Origin of the sequence: Aeromonas sp. QDB63 (genome assembly GCF_027707425.1) — a bacterium.
Classification (GTDB): domain Bacteria; phylum Pseudomonadota; class Gammaproteobacteria; order Enterobacterales; family Aeromonadaceae; genus Aeromonas; species Aeromonas caviae.
The window spans coordinates 48,403-65,990 of sequence record NZ_JAPCIS010000024.1 but is presented as its reverse complement, the minus strand read 5'-3'; the positions used below and the strand labels follow the sequence as shown (position 1 = coordinate 65,990).

At 60.5% G+C, this 17,588-nt stretch carries 15 protein-coding genes; 5 read left to right on the top strand and 10 right to left on the bottom strand.

Translation table 11 applies throughout. The features are described 5' to 3' along the window. Positions 1-143 precede the first annotated feature (143 nt). Positions 144-848 (top strand): DarT1-associated NADAR antitoxin family protein, encoded by a 705-nt coding sequence (locus PG879_RS14740; RefSeq protein ID WP_257711151.1) that lies wholly within the window; start codon positions 144-146, stop codon positions 846-848. 141 nt (positions 849-989) lie between these two features. Here the strand turns inward: PG879_RS14740 and sucD are convergent, their stop codons facing one another. From sucD to sdhC, 8 genes are all read right to left on the bottom strand, one after another. Continuing rightward, on the bottom strand, positions 990-1,862 hold the full coding sequence (gene sucD / locus PG879_RS14735; RefSeq protein ID WP_005300222.1) for a succinate--CoA ligase subunit alpha: 873 nt from the start codon (positions 1,860-1,862) through the stop codon (positions 990-992). After that, positions 1,862-3,028, bottom strand: coding sequence for an ADP-forming succinate--CoA ligase subunit beta (sucC, locus tag PG879_RS14730; RefSeq protein WP_005300220.1), 1,167 nt, complete (start codon positions 3,026-3,028; stop codon positions 1,862-1,864). Before sucC ends, sucD begins: the two co-directional genes overlap by 1 nt. A gap of 106 nt (positions 3,029-3,134) precedes the next feature. Then, positions 3,135-4,328, bottom strand: a complete 1,194-nt coding sequence (odhB, locus tag PG879_RS14725; protein WP_041211356.1) for a 2-oxoglutarate dehydrogenase complex dihydrolipoyllysine-residue succinyltransferase — start codon at positions 4,326-4,328, stop codon at positions 3,135-3,137. 87 nt (positions 4,329-4,415) lie between these two features. Continuing rightward, entirely contained in the window at positions 4,416-7,226 is a 2,811-nt protein-coding gene (gene sucA / locus PG879_RS14720) for a 2-oxoglutarate dehydrogenase E1 component (protein WP_010674498.1), read from the bottom strand. A 114-nt stretch (positions 7,227-7,340) separates the two neighbouring features. Beyond that, positions 7,341-8,057, bottom strand: a complete 717-nt coding sequence (locus tag PG879_RS14715; protein WP_010674497.1) for a succinate dehydrogenase iron-sulfur subunit — start codon at positions 8,055-8,057, stop codon at positions 7,341-7,343. 17 nt (positions 8,058-8,074) lie between these two features. Continuing rightward, the gene (sdhA, locus tag PG879_RS14710) at positions 8,075-9,841 is read right to left on the bottom strand and encodes a succinate dehydrogenase flavoprotein subunit (RefSeq protein WP_029314421.1); all 1,767 of its coding nucleotides are present in this window, start codon (positions 9,839-9,841) and stop codon (positions 8,075-8,077) included. A 1-nt stretch (position 9,842) separates the two neighbouring features. Beyond that, positions 9,843-10,187: a succinate dehydrogenase, hydrophobic membrane anchor protein gene (gene sdhD / locus PG879_RS14705; protein ID WP_010674495.1), complete on the bottom strand. Its 345-nt coding sequence runs from the start codon at positions 10,185-10,187 to the stop codon at positions 9,843-9,845. After that, positions 10,181-10,570 carry a succinate dehydrogenase cytochrome b556 subunit gene (gene sdhC, locus PG879_RS14700; RefSeq protein ID WP_210600548.1) on the bottom strand — a complete coding sequence of 130 codons (390 nt, stop codon included), beginning with the start codon at positions 10,568-10,570 and terminating at the stop codon, positions 10,181-10,183. The genes sdhD and sdhC overlap by 7 nt, the downstream gene beginning before the upstream one ends. Positions 10,571-10,993: 423 nt before the next feature. Between sdhC and PG879_RS14695 the strand changes: the two genes are divergently transcribed. The 3 genes from PG879_RS14695 (at position 10,994) to PG879_RS14685 (ending at position 13,310) form a co-directional block, all read left to right on the top strand. Further along, on the top strand, positions 10,994-12,280 hold the full coding sequence (locus PG879_RS14695) for a citrate synthase (protein WP_010674492.1): 1,287 nt from the start codon (positions 10,994-10,996) through the stop codon (positions 12,278-12,280). Between the two features lie 93 nt (positions 12,281-12,373). Beyond that, positions 12,374-12,688 (top strand): DUF4377 domain-containing protein, encoded by a 315-nt coding sequence (locus tag PG879_RS14690; RefSeq protein WP_201997503.1) that lies wholly within the window; start codon positions 12,374-12,376, stop codon positions 12,686-12,688. A gap of 97 nt (positions 12,689-12,785) precedes the next feature. Then, positions 12,786-13,310 (top strand): GNAT family N-acetyltransferase, encoded by a 525-nt coding sequence (locus PG879_RS14685; protein ID WP_201997502.1) that lies wholly within the window; start codon positions 12,786-12,788, stop codon positions 13,308-13,310. 90 nt (positions 13,311-13,400) lie between these two features. Here the strand turns inward: PG879_RS14685 and fabB are convergent, their stop codons facing one another. Further along, the gene (gene fabB, locus PG879_RS14680) at positions 13,401-14,612 is read right to left on the bottom strand and encodes a beta-ketoacyl-ACP synthase I (RefSeq protein WP_029314417.1); all 1,212 of its coding nucleotides are present in this window, start codon (positions 14,610-14,612) and stop codon (positions 13,401-13,403) included. Positions 14,613-14,702: 90 nt separating this feature from the next. Here fabB and mnmC point away from each other — a divergent pair, with 90 nt between their 5' ends. Continuing rightward, entirely contained in the window at positions 14,703-16,718 is a 2,016-nt protein-coding gene (gene mnmC / locus PG879_RS14675) for a bifunctional tRNA (5-methylaminomethyl-2-thiouridine)(34)-methyltransferase MnmD/FAD-dependent 5-carboxymethylaminomethyl-2-thiouridine(34) oxidoreductase MnmC (protein WP_270830355.1), read from the top strand. 117 nt (positions 16,719-16,835) lie between these two features. Here mnmC and PG879_RS14670 read toward each other — a convergent pair whose 3' ends face one another. Beyond that, positions 16,836-17,441 carry a DUF922 domain-containing protein gene (locus tag PG879_RS14670; protein ID WP_010674487.1) on the bottom strand — a complete coding sequence of 202 codons (606 nt, stop codon included), beginning with the start codon at positions 17,439-17,441 and terminating at the stop codon, positions 16,836-16,838. Between the last annotated feature and the right edge of the window lie 147 nt (positions 17,442-17,588).

The following is a 17,588-nucleotide window of genomic DNA, read 5'->3' as shown; positions in this document are numbered from 1 at the left end:
ATTGATACCGAAGGAAGTGCGCACTAAAGTAGCGTAAACAAGACACCGGTTTGAGGCCGGTGTCAGGTGATAACTAGATCTGTACAAACAATAAAGGCATGTTTGCATCACGAGGATACTCTCGTAAGTATGAGTAGATACCCATGGCAAAAAGACCCGTATTCATTCCGACAACAGAAGGCCCGGTATTAGTCAGGACAGAATCTACTGACTTCCAATGGTTTTCTGGTTTGGCTGTATCTCAGAAGCAAAAATCTATCGATTCGCTTCATGCTTCTGCCTGTAAAATGGTTGGTATCAATAGAGTACTCGAGGTTTCCAGCAAATCACGTGAAGAACTAGGCATCGCCCTCAGCGCTTTCAATCTAACTTTTACCACCATCAAATACAGCCGTACAACAAGCGTTGAGTGTGCGTTTCAGGGGAGTAAGATTTTCGAACATGGCGGTCCATTTCTCGATATTTTCGACATGACCTCACGTGAGGCCAAGAAAGATGAGAGGATTCGTTCGTCTGGCCGGCTAATTGGATTCCGGTTCTTTGGCATTGAATGGGGATTGGAGCCACAGACAGCTTTCTATGATTGGCTATATATAAACGCTTTGAAAAAAAACACCAATCTGACAGCACAACTATTAGATTATTCAGCCTTTACTGATATAGAGTTCAACCCCGAGCGTTCGATAAACTGTCAAGCCTATTCTGTTGCGCTCTATATGTCACTTCACAGACGTGGCTTGCTCGAGAAGGCTATATCCTCAAAGGAAGCTTTTTTACAAATTGTAGGAAGTGCTCCTGTTTGCAACGCTCGGGAGGATGAAACAATACAGGGTTCATTACGTCTTTGAGCGAATACTCATTTTCTGAACAAATAATCAAAATTTAGCTTCTTTACAAATCGGTACTGCACATGCCTATGTGACAACTAGAACTGTAAAAAATGCCGCCCTAGGGCGGCATTTTGCTATCTGAGATAACCGGGGAAAAACTTACCAGCCGGTTACTTCACGCAGGGCTTTGCCGATATCGGCCAAGGAGCGCACGGTTTTCACGCCAGCATCTTCCAGGGCGGCAAATTTCTCGGCCGCGGTGCCTTTGCCACCGGCGATGATGGCGCCCGCATGACCCATGCGCTTGCCAGCCGGGGCGGTGACGCCCGCGATGTAGGAGACCACCGGCTTGGTGACGTGGGCCTTGATGTAGGCAGCCGCGTCCTCTTCGGCGTTGCCGCCGATCTCGCCGATCATCACGATGGCTTCGGTCTGCGGGTCATTCTGGAACATCTCCAGAATGTCGATGAAGTTGGAGCCCGGGATGGGGTCGCCACCGATACCGACGCAGGTGGACTGGCCGAAGCCCTCATCCGTGGTCTGCTTGACCGCTTCATAGGTCAGGGTGCCGGAGCGGGAGACGATGCCCACCTTGCCCGGCTTGTGGATGTGGCCGGGCATGATGCCGATCTTGCACTCACCCGGGGTGATGACACCCGGGCAGTTGGGGCCGATCATGCGCACGCCGGTTTCCTGCAGCTTCACCTTGACGTCCAGCATGTCCAGGGTCGGGATGCCTTCGGTGATGGTGACGATGAGCTTGATACCGGCATCGATGGCTTCCAGGATGGCGTCCTTGCAGAACGGCGCCGGCACATAGATGACGGAGGCGGTGGCGCCGGTGGCTTCCACGGCGTCACGGACGGTGTTGAACACCGGCAGGCCGAGGTGAGTGGTGCCACCCTTGCCCGGGGAGACGCCGCCGACCATCTGGGTACCGTAGGCAATCGCCTGTTCGGAGTGGAAGGTACCCTGACCGCCGGTAAAGCCCTGGCAGATCACCTTGGTGTCTTTGTTGATCAGAACGCTCATTATTTGGCCTCCGCTGCTTTTACCACTTGTTGAGCTGCGTCAGTCAGACTCGTTGCGGCGATGATATTGAGGCCGCTGTCGGCCAGTTTACGGGCACCCAGTTCGGCGTTGTTGCCTTCCAGACGCACCACCACGGGCACTTTCACCCCCACTTCCTTGACGGCGCCGATGATGCCTTCCGCGATCATGTCGCAGCGCACGATGCCGCCAAAGATGTTGACCAGCACGGCTTGTACCTTGCTGTCGGAGAGGATGATCTTGAAGGCCTCGGTCACGCGCTCCTTGGTGGCGCCGCCGCCGACGTCCAGGAAGTTGGCCGGGGAACCGCCATGCAGGTTGACGATGTCCATGGTGCCCATGGCCAGGCCCGCGCCGTTGACCATGCAGCCGATGTTGCCATCGAGCGCCACATAGTTCAGCTCCCACTGGGCGGCGTGCGCTTCGCGGGGGTCATCCTGGGACGGGTCGTGCATCTCGCGCAGCTTGGGCTGACGGTACAGGGCGTTGGCGTCGATGTTGATCTTGCCGTCCAGGCAGTGCAGGTTGCCCTTGTCGGTGATGACCAGGGGGTTGATCTCCAGCAGGGCGAAATCGCAGTCCAGGAACATCTGGCCCAGGCCCATGAAGATCTTGGTGAACTGCTTGATCTGATCGCCGACCAGACCCAGCTTGAAGGCCAGCTCGCGGGCCTGATAAGGCTGCGGGCCTACCAGGGGATCGATGGCCGCCTTGTGAATGAGTTCCGGGGTTTCGTGGGCGACTTTCTCAATCTCCACACCACCTTCGGTGGAAGCCATGAAGACCACGCGGCGAGAGCCACGGTCGACCACGGCGCCCAGGTACAGTTCCTTGGCAATGTCGGTGCAGGACTCCACCAGGATCTTGGTAACCGGCTGACCATTGGCGTCAGTCTGATAGGTCACCAGGTTCTTGCCGAGCCAGTTCTGGGCAAAGGCGCGGATCTCGTCCTTGCTCTTGGCCAGCTTGACGCCGCCCGCTTTACCGCGGCCACCGGCGTGGACCTGGCATTTGACGACCCAGGTGTTGCCGCCAATCTTGTCGGCCGCTTCGGCCGCTTCCTGCGGGGTGGCACAGGCATAACCTTCGGAGACCGGCAGGCCATACTCGGCAAACAGCTGTTTTGCCTGATATTCATGCAGATTCATAGATGCTCTATCCGTGTTGTAGGTATTTCCGTCCGGGGCTCGTGTTTCTCAATCCCCTGTGAATGGGGGCCTGGGCGGCCCCTCGTTATCTTTCAGTCACGCTTGCTCAGACATCCAGCAGCAGACGGGTCGGGTCTTCCAGGAGCTCCTTGATGGAGACCAGGAAGCCCACGGACTCGCGGCCGTCGATGATGCGGTGATCGTAGGAGAGCGCCAGGTACATCATCGGCAGGATCTCGACCTTGCCGTCGACGGCCATGGGGCGGTCCTGGATCTTGTGCATGCCCAGAATGGCGCTCTGGGGCGGGTTGATGATGGGGGTGGACATCAGGGAGCCGAACACGCCACCGTTGGTGATGGTGAAGTTGCCGCCGGTCAGTTCATCCACGGTCAGCTTGCCGTCACGGCCCTTGCCGGCCAGGTCTTTGATGGCCTTCTCGATGTCCGCCAGGCTCATGTTGTCGCAGTCACGCAGCACCGGGGTCACCAGACCACGGGGGGTGGAGACGGCGATGCTGACGTCGAAGTAGTTGTGGTAGACGATGTCGTCACCGTCCAGCGCCGCGTTCACTTCCGGGTAGCGCTTGAGGGATTCGACCACGGCCTTCACATAGAAGGACATGAAGCCGAGCTTGATGCCGTGCTTCTTCTCGAAGATCTCGCCGTACTGCTTGCGCAGCTTCATGATGGGCGCCATGTTGATCTCGTTGAAAGTAGTCAGCATGGCGGTGGTGTTCTTGGCCTCCAGCAGACGCTCGGCGATGCGCTTGCGCAGACGGGTCATGGGCACACGCTTCTCGGTGCGACCGGCCAGCGGCGCGACCGGTGCGGCAGCCACGGGAGTGGCAGCAGTCGGCGCAGCCACCGGAGCCTTGCCCAGATTCTTGATGAAGGCTTCCACGTCTTCCTTGGTGACACGACCACCCTTGCCAGTGCCGGTCAGCTTGGCGACGTCGATGTCATGCTCGGCCACCATGCGGCGCACGGAAGGGCTCAGGCCATCGGCAGCGTCATCGGCCACGGCTTCCACCGGCTTTTCGCTGGTCGCTTCACCAGCAACGGGGGCCGGCTTGAGCATGGCGATCAGCTGGCGGGAGAGCACGGTGGCCCCTTCGCTCTGCAGGATGTCGCCCAGTACGCCGGCTTCCGGCGCGGGCACTTCCAGCACGACTTTATCGGTTTCGATGTCAACCAGCACTTCGTCACGGGCAACCAGATCACCCGGTTTCTTGTGCCAGGTCGCGATGGTGGCATCCGCCACTGATTCCGGCAGGTCCGGTACCTTGATCTCGATAGTCATGTAATCAGTTCCTTGTTACTTCTTGGCCAGCAGGCTTGTTCCAGGTCAGAGAGGATCCCGACACGGGCCCTCTCATCCACAACTCGTTCATTCCAGGGTAAGGGCGTCTTCCACCAGGGCTTTTTGCTGCTTGGCGTGGACGGACATGTAACCGACAGCCGGTGAGGCCGAGGCCGGGCGACCGGCATAACGCAGACGGGCATGGCTTGGCAGCACGCTGTCGTAGTGATGACGGGTGCTGTACCAGGCGCCCTGGTTCTGCGGCTCCTCCTGACACCAGACGAAGTCGGTGACATGGCTGTAATCGGCCAGGATGGCGCGCACTTCCTCTTCCGGGAAGGGGTAGAGCTGCTCGATCCGTACCAGGGCCACGTCCTGCTGCTCCGCCTTGCGACGGGCATCGAGCAGGTCGTAGTAGACCTTGCCGGAGCAGAAGACCACGCGCTTGACGCCTTTGGGATCCAGCGCATCGATTTCGCCGATGGCGTTCTGGAAGGTGCCCTCTGCCAGCTCTTCGAGCTTGCTCACCGCCAGCGGGTGGCGCAGCAGGGATTTGGGCGTCATCACGATGAGCGGACGGCGCATGGGGCGCACTACCTGGCGACGCAGCATGTGGAACACCTGCGCCGGGGTGGAGGGCACGCACACCTGCATGTTGTGCTGGGCGCACATCTGCAGGTAACGCTCCAGACGGGCGGAAGAGTGCTCCGGGCCCTGACCCTCGTAACCGTGGGGCAGCAGCATGGTCAGGCCACACATCCGGCCCCACTTCTGCTCGCCGGAGGAGAGGAACTGATCCACCACCACCTGGGCGCAGTTGGCGAAGTCACCGAACTGGGCTTCCCAGATGGTGAGACCGGCCGGCTCCGCGCTGGCGTAGCCATACTCGAACGCCAGGACCGCGTTCTCGGTCAGCACGGAGTCGTACACCTCGAACGGGCCCTGCTCGTCATGCAGGTTGCACAGCGGAGTGTAGGTGCTGGCATCGGTCTGACTGTGCAGCACGGCGTGGCGATGGAAGAAGGTACCGCGGCCGGAGTCTTCCCCGGTAAAGCGAATGCGGGATCCCTTGTCCACCAGGGTGGCGTAGGCCAGAGTCTCGGCGAAGCCCCAGTCCACCAGCTTCTCACCGGCGGCCATCAAGCGACGGTCTTCGTAGATCTTCTCGACCTGACGTTGCAGCACATGGGTCGCCGGGTACTGGCTGATGCGCTCACCCAGGGCCTTCAGATGATCCATGGGCACAGTGCTGTCATAGGCCATGGCCCAGTCGTGACCCAGATACGGCGTCCAGTCCACGGAGTGCAGCTCCATGGGGCGCCACTCCTTGCTCACCCGCTCGCCCCGATCCAGGGTGTCGCGATAGTCGTTGACTAGCGTGGTGGCCAGCTCCGGCGCGATGGCTCCTTCGGCGATCAGCTGATCGGCGTAGATCTTGCGCGGGGTCGGGTGCTGCTTGATCTTCTGGTACATCAGGGGCTGGGTCGCGCTCGGCTCGTCAGCCTCGTTGTGGCCGTGACGACGGTAGCAGACCAGCTCGATCACCACGTCGCGCTTGAAGGTGTTGCGGTAATCCAGGGCAATCTGGGTCACCAGCACCACGGCTTCCGGGTCATCCCCGTTGACGTGCAGCACAGGGGCCTGCACCGCCTTGGCGATGTCGGTGCAATATTCGGTGGAGCGCAGGTCACGGATATAGGAGGTGGTGAAGCCCACCTGGTTGTTGATGACGATGCGCACCGTGCCGCCCACGCCATAGGCACGGGTCTGGGACATGTTGAAGGTCTCGGCAACGACCCCCTGCCCCGCGATGGCGGAGTCACCGTGGATGGTGATGGGCAGGACGCTGGAGCCGTCCTTGTCACCGCGACGGTCCATACGGGCACGCACGGAGCCGATGACCACGGGGTTGACGATCTCGAGGTGAGACGGGTTGAAGGCGAGCGCCAGGTGGACGTTGCCGCCCGGGGTGGCGAAGTCGGAGGAGAAGCCCATGTGGTACTTCACGTCCCCTGTGCCCCAAGATTCGCCGTGCTTGCCGGCAAACTCGTCGAACAGGTCCTGGGCGCGCTTGCCCAGCACGTTGATGAGCACGTTGAGGCGACCACGGTGGGCCATGCCGATGACGGCTTCCTTGCAACCCTGCTCACCGGCGCGGCGAATAAGCTCTTTGAGCATGGGCACCATGGCATCGCCCCCTTCCAGGGAGAAACGCTTGGCCCCCGGGAACTTGGCACCCAGGTATTTTTCCAGCCCTTCGGCGGCGGTCAGGCTCTCGAGGAAGCGGGTCTTCTCTTCGAGGGTATAGTTGCCCTTCCCTTCGATGGATTCCAGCCTGTCTTGCAGCCAGCGCTTCTCCTCGGTGGAGGTGAGGTGCATGTAGTCGGCGCCGATGCTGCCGCAATAGGTTTTCTTCAGCGAGGCATACAGATCGGAGAGCACCATGGTCTCGCGACCGATGGCGTAGGAGCCCACATTGAAGGTGGCCTCCATGTCTGCACCTTGCAGGTTGTGGAAGGCCGGATCCAGCTCGGCGACCGGCTCGCGCTGCCACAGACCCAGGGGGTCCAGGTTGGCGTTCTGGTGACCGCGGAAGCGGAAGGCGTTGATCAGTTGCAGTACGCGAACCTGTTTGGCATCCACCTGGGGATCGGAGACGGGAGCGCTGTAACGGGAGGAGTCCTTGGCCAGGCGGCGGAAATAGTCGCGAACCTGGGAGTGGGGTTGTTCTACTGCATGTCCGTTGACCTGGGGCAGCGACTGGAACAGGCTGCGCCATTCGTCGGCAACGGAGTCGGGGTTTTCCAGGAAGGATTCGTACAAATCCTCAATGTAGCTTGCATTCGCACCAGCCAGGTGAGATGACTCCAACCAGGCCTTCATCACGCCGTTATGCATTTCTATCCCTTGTACATCTTGTTCGCTGCACTGCAGCTTGTAGGGTCATAGCCATCCCGGGGCGGGATGGCTATCCAGAGGTCGGGCCCGGCGCAAGGCGCCCTGGCCCCGATACTACACGGCCCGGTTGAGCAACATCGACTTGATCTGACCGATGGCCTTGGTCGGGTTCAAGCCCTTGGGACAGACGTTCACGCAGTTCATGATGCCGTGGCAGCGGAACACGCTGAAGGCGTCATCCAGGTTGCCCAGTCGCTCACTGGCCGCAGTATCGCGGCTGTCCGCCAGCCAGCGATAGGCGGCGAGCAGGCCGGCCGGACCGATGAACTTGTCCGGGTTCCACCAGAAGGAGGGGCAAGAGGTGGAGCAGCAGGCACAGAGTATGCACTCGTACAGGCCATCCAGCTTGGCGCGCTCTTCGGGGGATTGCAGGTGCTCACGCACGGGCGGCAGTTTTTCGTCGTTGATGAGGAAGGGTTTGACCTTCTCCCACTGGGTGTAGAACTGGGTCATGTCGATCACCAGATCCCGGATCACCGGCAGACCGGGCAAGGGCCGAATGACGACCTTGCTGCCCTTCTTCAAGAGATCGGAGAGCGGCGTGATGCAGGCCAGACCGTTCTTGCCATTCATGTTGAGACCGTCAGATCCACATACCCCTTCGCGGCAGGAGCGGCGGAAGGCGAGCGTGGGATCCAGCTCCTTGAGCTGGATCAGTGCGTCGAGCACCATCATGTCGGAACCTTCAGGAATATCAAGACGATAATCCTTCATATACGGGACGTTATCAACGTCCGGATTGTATCTGTAGACAGAGAATGTGACGTTCATTGTGCTTGGCTCCGCAATCAGTAAGTCCGGACCTTGGGCGGGAACGCCTCACGGGTCTTGGGTGACATGTTGACAGCGCGACGGGTCATGGACTCGGTGTCCGGATGATAGAGGCTGTGGCACAGCCAGCTCTCATCGTCACGCTCCGGGAAGTCGAAGCGGCTGTGGGCGCCACGACTCTCGGTACGGAAGTTCGCCGCCACCGCGGTGGCATAGGCGGTCTCCATCAGGTTGTCCAGCTCCAGGCACTCGATGCGCTGGGTATTGAACTCCTTGGAGGTGTCGTCCAGACGGGCGTTCTTGAGACGCTCGCGGATGAGTTTCAGCTCGGCCAGCCCTTCTGCCATGGCATCCCCTTCCCGGAACACGGAGAAGTTGTTCTGCATGCAGCGCTGCAGGTCCTTGCGGATCTGGGCCGGGTCTTCCCCGTCACGGTTGTTTTCCCAGCGGTTGAAGCGCTCCAGTGCCTTGGCGATGTCGGCGTCGGTGGCTTCCACGCCGTGCTCCATCGAGCCAAGGGTCTCCACCAGGTGCATGCCGGCAGCACGACCGAACACCACCAGATCCAGCAGGGAGTTGCCGCCCAGACGGTTGGCACCGTGCACGGAGACGCAGGCGATCTCGCCCACCGCGAACAGACCGACCACCGGCACGTCATTGCCATCCTTGTCCTGGGTCAGGCACTGGCCGTTCACGCTGGTCGGCACGCCGCCCATCATGTAGTGGCAGGTCGGGATGATGGGGATGGGCTCTTTGACCGGATCCACGTGGGCGAAGGTGCGAGAGAGCTCGCAGATGCCCGGCAGGCGGGATTCCAACACCTCTTTGCCCAGATGATCCAGCTTGAGCTTGATGTGCGGGCCCCAGGGACCGTCACAGCCACGGCCTTCGCGGATCTCGATCATGATGGAACGGGCCACCACGTCGCGACCGGCCAGATCCTTGGCGTTTGGCGCATAACGCTCCATGAAGCGCTCGCCGTCCTTGTTCAGCAGGTAGCCGCCTTCACCACGGCAACCCTCGGTCACCAGTACCCCTGCCCCGGCAATACCGGTGGGGTGGAACTGCCAGAACTCCATGTCCTGCACGCCGACCCCGGCGCGCAGCGCCATGCCGACGCCGTCACCGGTGTTGATGTGGGCGTTGGTGGTGGACTGATAGATGCGACCAGCGCCGCCGGTGGCGAGCACGGTGGCCTTGGCCTTGAAGTAGACGACTTCGCCGCTCTCCATGTCGATGGCGGTACAGCCGACGATATGGCCATCCTGGTTCTTCACCAGATCCAGGGCATACCACTCGGAGAAGACGGTGGTCTTGTTCTTGACGTTTTGTTGATACAGGGTGTGCAGCAGGGCGTGACCGGTACGGTCGGCTGCCGCCGCAGTGCGGGCAGCCTGCTCGCCGCCGAAGTTCTTGGACTGACCGCCGAACGGACGCTGGTAGACGGTACCGTTGTCAAAGCGGGAGAAAGGCAAGCCCATGTTCTCCAGCTCATAGATGGCCTCGGGGCCGGTCTTGCACATGTATTCGATGGCTTCCTGATCACCGATATAATCGGAGCCCTTGACGGTGTCATACATGTGCCACTGCCAGTTGTCGTCGTGGGCATTGCCCAGGGCGACCGTGATCCCGCCCTGGGCGGAGACCGTGTGGGAACGGGTCGGGAAAACCTTGGATAACAGGGCGCAGCTCTTGCCGGACTGGGCAATCTGCAGCGCGGCGCGCATGCCGGCACCACCGGCACCGATCACGACCGCATCAAATTCACGAGTTGGAATAGTCACCTTACACACCCCACAGCACGACGAAACCAGTCATCACATAGACAAACAGCACCACCACCAGCACAAACTGCAGCGCACCGCGCAGTCCGACCGGCTTGATATAGTCGGTCAGCACCTGCCACAGACCGATCCAGGCGTGGATCAAGACGCATACGAGCGTCAGCAGGGTGAAGACCTTGGTGAAGGTGTTGGAGAAGAAGCCGGTCCACACCTCGTAGGTGATGTCGTTGAACGCGACAAAGCCAACCAGATAGAGGACGTAGCACGTCATGATGAGGGCGGTGGCGCGGATCAGGATGTAATCATGAACACCGCTGCGCCCGAAAGTTGCAGAATTGGTTACCATAACAGTACCCCCGCCAATACCGCCAAAACCGCGGTGATCACGAAGGCCACACGGGCACTCTGATTACCGGATTCCAGCTCTTCCCAATAGCCCATGTCCATGACCAGGTGCCGCAGACCGCCCACGATGTGGTAAGCCAGCGCGGTCAGGATCCCCCACAGCACGAACTTGACCAGGAAGTTGTCCATGATGGCAACGACCGATTCAAATCCTTCGGGAGAGGCGAGTGAAGTACCAAGCATCCACAGCAAGATGGCCAATGCCACAAAGGTGATGACCCCTGAGACACGATGCAAGATGGAAGCGATGGCGGTGACAGGAAAGCTGATCGTCTGTAGGTCGAGGTTTACAGGTCTCTGTTTGTTTTTCACGGCTTTGCCCACTCAGCTCCATTGAGCACGTTAGTTATTGTTTTCACACGCTTTGAGGGCGAGGAGTGGCATTTGTTAGGTTTTTGTTACCAAAACAACTCAGGAAAGCCAAAAATAACATTTTCGATATCACATCTGGCTTTGCGAAAGCGTTTCAAACACCGACGACCATCACCCACGTGGCGCAGTATATCGGCGGCCTTAACCAATGACAATCAAATAGCTACACAGAAAATCCAAAACCGTAAACCAGATCTCACAACAGCTTTAACAAGTCATTAATGAACATCCAGCAAAATTGACAAAGACATGGTTCTCTGGTTCAAATAAGGCGCTCCAGCCGCCGTGGTACGGGTAAGAACCTTTGCCAGCGTCATAACAGTCGTAATAAAGTAGGGCTGGAACCAAATTATAAAAGAGCAAAGGAGACGTGCTATGGCTGATAAGATAGCCACCCTACATCTGCCCGGAAAAGAGCCGGTTGAACTGCCGATCCTCTCCGGTACCGTTGGACCCGATGTGATCGATGTCAGAAAGCTGGGCACGCAAGGATATTTCACCTTCGACCCCGGCTTCATGGCCACCGGTTCTTGCAAATCTTCCATCACCTACATCGATGGCGACCAGGGTGTCTTGCTGCACCGCGGTTACCCCATCGCCCAGTTGGCCACCCAGGCCAGCTACCTCGAAGTCTGCTACATCCTGCTGTACGGCGAGGCCCCCACCAAGACCCAATATGCGGAATTTGAACGTCTGGTCACCCGCCACACCATGGTGCACGAGCAGATCGCCTTCTTCTTCCGCGGCTTCCGCCGCGACGCCCACCCCATGGCCGTCATGTGCGGCGTGGTCAGCGCGCTGTCCGCCTTCTATCACGACGCCCTCGACATCAACAACGAGGAGCATCGCGAGATCTGTGCCTTCCGTCTGCTCTCCAAGATGCCGACCCTGGCCGCCATGTGTTACAAGTACTCCATCGGCCAGCCCTTCATGCAACCGCGCAACGCCCTCTCCTATGCAGGCAACTTCCTGCACATGATGTTTGGCGTGCCGACCGAAGAGTACAAGGTCAACCCCATCGTCGAGCGCGCCATGGACCGCATCTTCACCCTGCATGCGGATCATGAGCAAAACGCCTCCACCTCCACCGTGCGTCTGGCCGGTTCTTCCGGTGCCAACCCGTTTGCCTGTATCGCCGCGGGGATCGCCTCACTGTGGGGCCCGGCCCACGGCGGTGCCAACGAAGCCTGCCTCAAGATGCTCGAAGAGATTGGCTCCGTGGATCGCATTCCCGAGTACATCGGCCGCGCCAAGGACAAGAACGATCCGTTCCGTCTGATGGGCTTCGGCCACCGGGTCTACAAGAACCACGATCCCCGTGCCACCGTGATGCGCGAAACCTGCCACGAGGTGCTTACCGAGCTGCAGATCAAAGATCCGCTGCTGGACGTGGCCATGGAGCTGGAGCGCATCGCGCTGTCCGACCCCTACTTCATCGAGAAGAAGCTCTACCCGAACGTGGACTTCTACTCCGGCATCATCATGAAGGCCATCGGCATCCCCATGTCCATGTTCACCGTGATCTTCGCCATTTCCCGTACCATCGGCTGGATTGCCCACTGGAACGAGATGCACTCGGACCCGGATCAGAAGATCGGCCGTCCCCGTCAGCTCTACACCGGTCAGCCCCTGCGCGAGTTCGTGCCCCTCGATCAGCGCTGAGCCCGATCTGTCATGGTTTGTTACAAAGGCGGTCATTGACCGCCTTTTCTTTTGCAGGTTTAATCGCGCCCTTTTACGCCAAGGACACTCATCATGAAATCTCCCCTGCTCCTCAGCTCCGCCCTCCTGCTCAGCGCCTGCCAGAGCGCCCCGACTACCGAAACCCTCTATATCCAGGACAAGTTGGCAGACTGCGTCGGTGTCGCCCCCATGAAGTGCATGCAGGTACGCAGTCAGCCGGGCGAGAACTGGAGCCTCTTCTATCAGCAGATCGAGGGCTTCACCTTCGAGCCGGGCTACCGCTACCAGCTGGAAGTGACCAAGGAGCAACTTACCGATGTGCCGGCCGATGCCCCTTCCTTGCGCTACCAGCTGATCAAGGTCGTGAGCAAGGAGCCGGTTCGCTGACGAGTCGCTGACAGGTGACCCGGTTTCGTTTGTGTGTTCTCTGGGGTATGCTGTCACCCCTTTTTGCCACGGTTTGAGTACGGACCCGACCCGCATCATGATCACGATCCGCACCATCCGCACGCCAGACTGGCCCGCCATCATGGCCATCCAGCACGAGTGTTATCACCAGTTCCAACCCGAGCCCCTCGAAGTGATGCAGAACAAAACCGAGCTGGCCCCCGCCTCCTGCTGGGTGGCCGAGCGTCAGGGCAAAGTGCTGGGTTACCTGCTCTGCCACCCCTGGCGTGCCCACCAGCCCCCGCCCCTCTCGGTGCCGATGAAGGCGCTGGCCGGTCACGACGAGTTCTATCTGCACGATCTCGCTGTCTCGAGCAAGGCACGCGGCCTGGGTGTCGGACAGCGGCTGCTGGCAAGGGCGCTCGCTTTCGCGAGCCATGCTGGATATCGCCATGCAGGCCTGGTGGCGGTTCAGGATGCCCCCGCCTTCTGGCGCAAGCAGGGGTTTGTGCCCGCCGACACCGGCAAATCGCTGGTGGAGTATGGTGACGGGGCGGTCTATATGCGGTTGCCCCTGGCAGACAACGGTCCAGAACCGAGAACCATCAGCAGAGTTCAATAAAAAGAGTTCAATAAAAAGAGTTCAATAAAAAGAGTTCAATAAAAAAGGCGCCTTTCGGCGCCTTTTTCTATGTCGTCAATCCGGTGAGCATCAAGCCTTGAACTTGCTGAACACCAGAGAGGCGTTGGTACCGCCAAAGCCGAAGCTGTTGGACATGACGGTATTGAGGTCGGCCGCTTCGTATTCACGCACGATGGGCAGGCCCACGGCTTTCTCGTCCAGATTCTCGATGTTGATGCTGGGGGCGATGAAGCCGTGTTCCATCATCAGCAGGGAGTAGACGGCCTCGTGCACGCCGGCGGCGCCCAGAGCATGGCCGGTCATCGCCTTGGTGGCGGAGAGCTTGGGTGCATTGCTGCCAAACAGGGTCTGAATGGCTTCCAGCTCCTTGGTGTCACCGACCGGAGTGGAGGTACCGTGGGTGTTGATGTAATCCACCTTGCCGACCCCCTGCATCGCCATCTTCATGCAACGCACGGCGCCTTCACCGCTCGGGGCCACCATGTCGTAGCCGTCGGAGGTCGCACCGTAACCGGTGATTTCGGCGTAGATGTGGGCACCACGGGCCAGGGCGTGTTCCAGCTCCTCGACCACCAGGATGCCGCCGCCACCGGAGATGACGAAGCCGTCGCGGTCCGCATCATAGGTGCGGGACGCTTTTTCCGGGTTGTCGTTGTACTTGGTGGAGAGCGCGCCCATGGCGTCGAACTGGATGGTGGAAGACCAGTCCAGCTCCTCGCCGCCACCGGCAAAGATGATGTCCTGCTTGCCAAGCTGGATCAGTTCCAAGGCGTGACCGATGCAGTGGGCAGAGGTCGCACAGGCGGAGCTGATGGTGTAGTTGACACCTTTTATCTTGAACGGGGTGGCAAGACAGGCGGAGGTGGTGGAGGACATAGTACGCGGCACCATGTAGGGACCCACCCGCTTGACGCCCTTTTCACGGGCGATATCGGCAGATTCGGAGGTGTTCTTGCCGGAGGCGCCGCCGGAACCGGTCACGATGCCGGTACGCTCGTTGGAGACCATCTCTTCCGGCAGGCCGGCATCTTCGATGGCCTGCTGCATGGAGAGGTAGGCGTAGGCCGCGGCGTCACCCATGAAACGCATGACTTTACGGTCGATCAGTTCAGACGGATCGAGTTTGATGTTACCCCAGACACGGCTGCGCAGGTTGTACTGCTCGAACTGCTCGGAATAGGTGATGCCGGATTTACCTGCTTTCAGGGAGGCCAGCACCTCTTCCTTGTTGTTGCCGATACTGGAGATGACGCCGATACCGGTGATCACTGCTCTTCTCATTAATTCATCTCGTCTGGAAAAACTGGCACCGAGTCTACCCGCTTTCGGCTGCCAAACTGGTCTGCTTTCACGTAGAATGCCCGCGATTTTGTGACGCGAGCCGAGGAAAACGTGAGTCAAACATCCTTACATCATGCCCGATTGGACTGGAACGAAGCGGGAACTCCAGTCTCCAGTGAGTTCGGGGATGTGTACTTTTCCAATGATAACGGTCTAAGTGAAACCCGCTACGTCTTTTTGCAGCAAAATCGACTGCCAGAGCGATTTTCGCACCACGATAGTGACAGTTTCGTGATTGGTGAAACAGGTTTCGGTACAGGACTTAACTTTCTGGCCACAATGGCCGCCTTTCTGGAACAGGCCCCCCTGTCCGGCAACGGATCCCGGCTGCACTTCATCAGCGTCGAGAAATACCCCCTTACCCAGGCCGATCTGCGCAAGGCCCTGGCCGCCTGGCCCGAGCTTGCCCCCTTGAGCCAGGACCTGATTGACCAGTGGCCGCTGCCGGTCTCCGGCTGCCATCGCCTGCTCTTTGCCGATGGCCGCATCCGCCTCGATCTCTGGTTTGGCGACATCAAGGAGATGCTGCCCCAGGTGCCCCACCCGGCAACCGGTCTGGTGGACGCCTGGTATCTGGACGGTTTCTCCCCTGCCAAGAACCCAGAGATGTGGACCCAGGATCTCTTCGACGATCTCGCTCGCCTCGCCCGCCCCGATGCCACCCTCTCGACCTTTACCTGCGCCGGTTTCGTGCGACGAGGGCTGATTGCCGCCGGCTTTGCCATGAAGAAGGTGAAGGGCCACGGCAGCAAGCGGGAGATGCTGGCGGGTGTTCGGGAAGGCAAAGTGCCGCAGCAGAGCATCGCACCCTGGTATGCCCGCCCCGCAGGGCGGGAGGGAGAGGTGCTCATCATCGGTGGCGGCATCGCTTCCGCCATGACGGCGCTCTCTCTGGTGGAGCGGGGTCGGCACGTCACCTTGCTGTGCGAAGATGGCGAACCGGCCAGCGGCGCCTCCGGCAATCGACAAGGAGCCCTCTACCCCCTGCTCAACGGCGAGCACGATGCCCTGTCGCGCTTCTATTCGCTGGCCTTTGGCTTTGCCAGAAACCGGCTGCTGGCCCTGGCAAAGCACCACCCCGTCGCCTTTTCCCTGTGTGGCGTCACGCAACTCGGCTACGACGACAAATCCGCCGCCAAGCTTGCCAAGATGAGCCAGGGCCCCTTCCCCCCCGAGCTGATGCACCCACTCTCGGCTGTGGAGGTTGAGCAGGTGGTCGGCCTGCCCTGCGATGCGGATGGCGTGAGCTATCCCCTGGGGGGCTGGCTCTGTCCGGCGGATCTCACCCGCGCCGCCATCAGGGAGGCGCAGGCCAGCGGGCGGCTGGAAGTGGTGTTCAATGCCGCTGTAACCCGCATTGCCGAAGAGGCCGATGGCTGGCACCTGGAGAGCCGGGATGGCCGCCAGTGGCGTGCCCCCAATCTGGTGGTAGCAGCCGGGCATCAGTTGCCAGCCCTTCTCCCCTTTGCCGAGCTGCCGCTCTATCCGGTGCGCGGCCAGGTGAGCCATGTGCCGACCACGGCTGGCTTGAGCGAGCTCAAGACCGTGCTCTGCTACGATGGCTACCTCACCCCGGCCCACAACGGCGCGCACTGCATCGGGGCCAGCTATGGCCGCAACCAGACCGATCTAGCTTACCGCACCGACGAGCAGGAGCAGAACAGGGCGCGGCTGCAAGCCTGCCTGCCGGATCAAACCTGGCCGGCCGAGGTGGATGTGAGCGGCAACCAGGCGCGGGTGGGGGTGCGCTGCGCCAGCCGGGATCACCTGCCGGTCGCCGGGCCCGTCGCCCGGTTGGCGGCGCTGGCGGATCATGACGTCAACGCCCCCGCGGATCAGCAGAGCGCGCTGCCCCTGCACGCCGGCCTCTACGTGCTGGGGGCGCTCGGCTCCCGGGGGCTCTGCTCGGCGCCCCTGTGCGGCGAGCTGGTCGCCAGCGAGATCTGCGGCGATCCCCTGCCGCTGGCCGCCGATCTGCTGGAGGCGCTCCACCCCGCCCGCTACTGGGTGCGAAGACTGCGCAGGGGCAAGCCACTGCGCGACTAGCCACCCAGGAGCCGGGGCTGCCCGCCTCCACCCCATTGGCGCACCAACAAAAAAACGGGCTCAATCAGCCCGTTTTTTGTGTTTCCCATGAGTGGCCATGGGCCTGTACACGTGTTATCAGCCAGCCCTGGGCCAGACGACCCCCAGCTTGCGCCCCTGATCGGTCTGGCTGGCCAGGGTGTCGAACCGCGCCCGGGTGGCCTCCAGCACCGCCTGCCCTGCCTGCCAGCCCTGATGCTCCAGGGTTGGGCAATCCCGGGTCACCGGCAACTGGGCGAGGCGCGTGCCAAGCTGGCTCACGCTCTCCAGCAGGATGTCCTTGTGACGGCTCTCGTAGTCAAACATGGCGGCCACCAGCTTGTCCCACTTCTGGCGCTCCTTCGCGGGCGCACGGGCCTTGTCCATCCAGTTGGGCACCCTGACCTGGATGCGGGCACGGACGCTGGCCTGCTCCAGCTCGCAGCGCGCCGCCGTCGCCTTCGTCTGCAACTGCCAGGAGAGCTGATAGCTGGCCTTGCCGATGTGCCCGTCCGCCTGGGTGGGCGACAAGGCGGTGATCTGGCGCATCACGGCCCCCACATCGGCCCCGGAGACCCGATAGAACTGGAAGTCGACCTTGATATCGGGGGCGACCTTCACACCGGCATAGTGGGAAGGTACAGCACCGATTGAGGCGGCATAAATGAGGGCCACCGTCACCCCTGTCTTGCTGAAGAGTCCCATCTGTCCGCGGCTTTGCTCCTTGTGAGTCCCGGCTTAATTTCAATTAATAATCAATGAATTAATAACCCGATAGGGAGATTACCCCTGATCCAGCCCCCTGTCATCCGCTCTTGGCACCCGGTTGCTGCAAACGTGCGAGTCATCACC

Coding starts and splice junctions, on each gene's coding strand:
- PG879_RS14740 (WP_257711151.1), top strand. CDS start 144: ATGGCAAAAAGACCCGTATTCATTCCGACAACAGAAGGCCCGGTATTA.
- sucD (WP_005300222.1), bottom strand. CDS start 1,862: ATGAGCGTTCTGATCAACAAAGACACCAAGGTGATCTGCCAGGGCTTT.
- sucC (WP_005300220.1), bottom strand. CDS start 3,028: ATGAATCTGCATGAATATCAGGCAAAACAGCTGTTTGCCGAGTATGGC.
- odhB (WP_041211356.1), bottom strand. CDS start 4,328: ATGACTATCGAGATCAAGGTACCGGACCTGCCGGAATCAGTGGCGGAT.
- sucA (WP_010674498.1), bottom strand. CDS start 7,226: ATGCATAACGGCGTGATGAAGGCCTGGTTGGAGTCATCTCACCTGGCT.
- PG879_RS14715 (WP_010674497.1), bottom strand. CDS start 8,057: ATGAACGTCACATTCTCTGTCTACAGATACAATCCGGACGTTGATAAC.
- sdhD (WP_010674495.1), bottom strand. CDS start 10,187: ATGGTAACCAATTCTGCAACTTTCGGGCGCAGCGGTGTTCATGATTAC.
- PG879_RS14695 (WP_010674492.1), top strand. CDS start 10,994: ATGGCTGATAAGATAGCCACCCTACATCTGCCCGGAAAAGAGCCGGTT.
- PG879_RS14690 (WP_201997503.1), top strand. CDS start 12,374: ATGAAATCTCCCCTGCTCCTCAGCTCCGCCCTCCTGCTCAGCGCCTGC.
- PG879_RS14685 (WP_201997502.1), top strand. CDS start 12,786: ATGATCACGATCCGCACCATCCGCACGCCAGACTGGCCCGCCATCATG.
- fabB (WP_029314417.1), bottom strand. CDS start 14,612: ATGAGAAGAGCAGTGATCACCGGTATCGGCGTCATCTCCAGTATCGGC.
- PG879_RS14670 (WP_010674487.1), bottom strand. CDS start 17,441: ATGGGACTCTTCAGCAAGACAGGGGTGACGGTGGCCCTCATTTATGCC.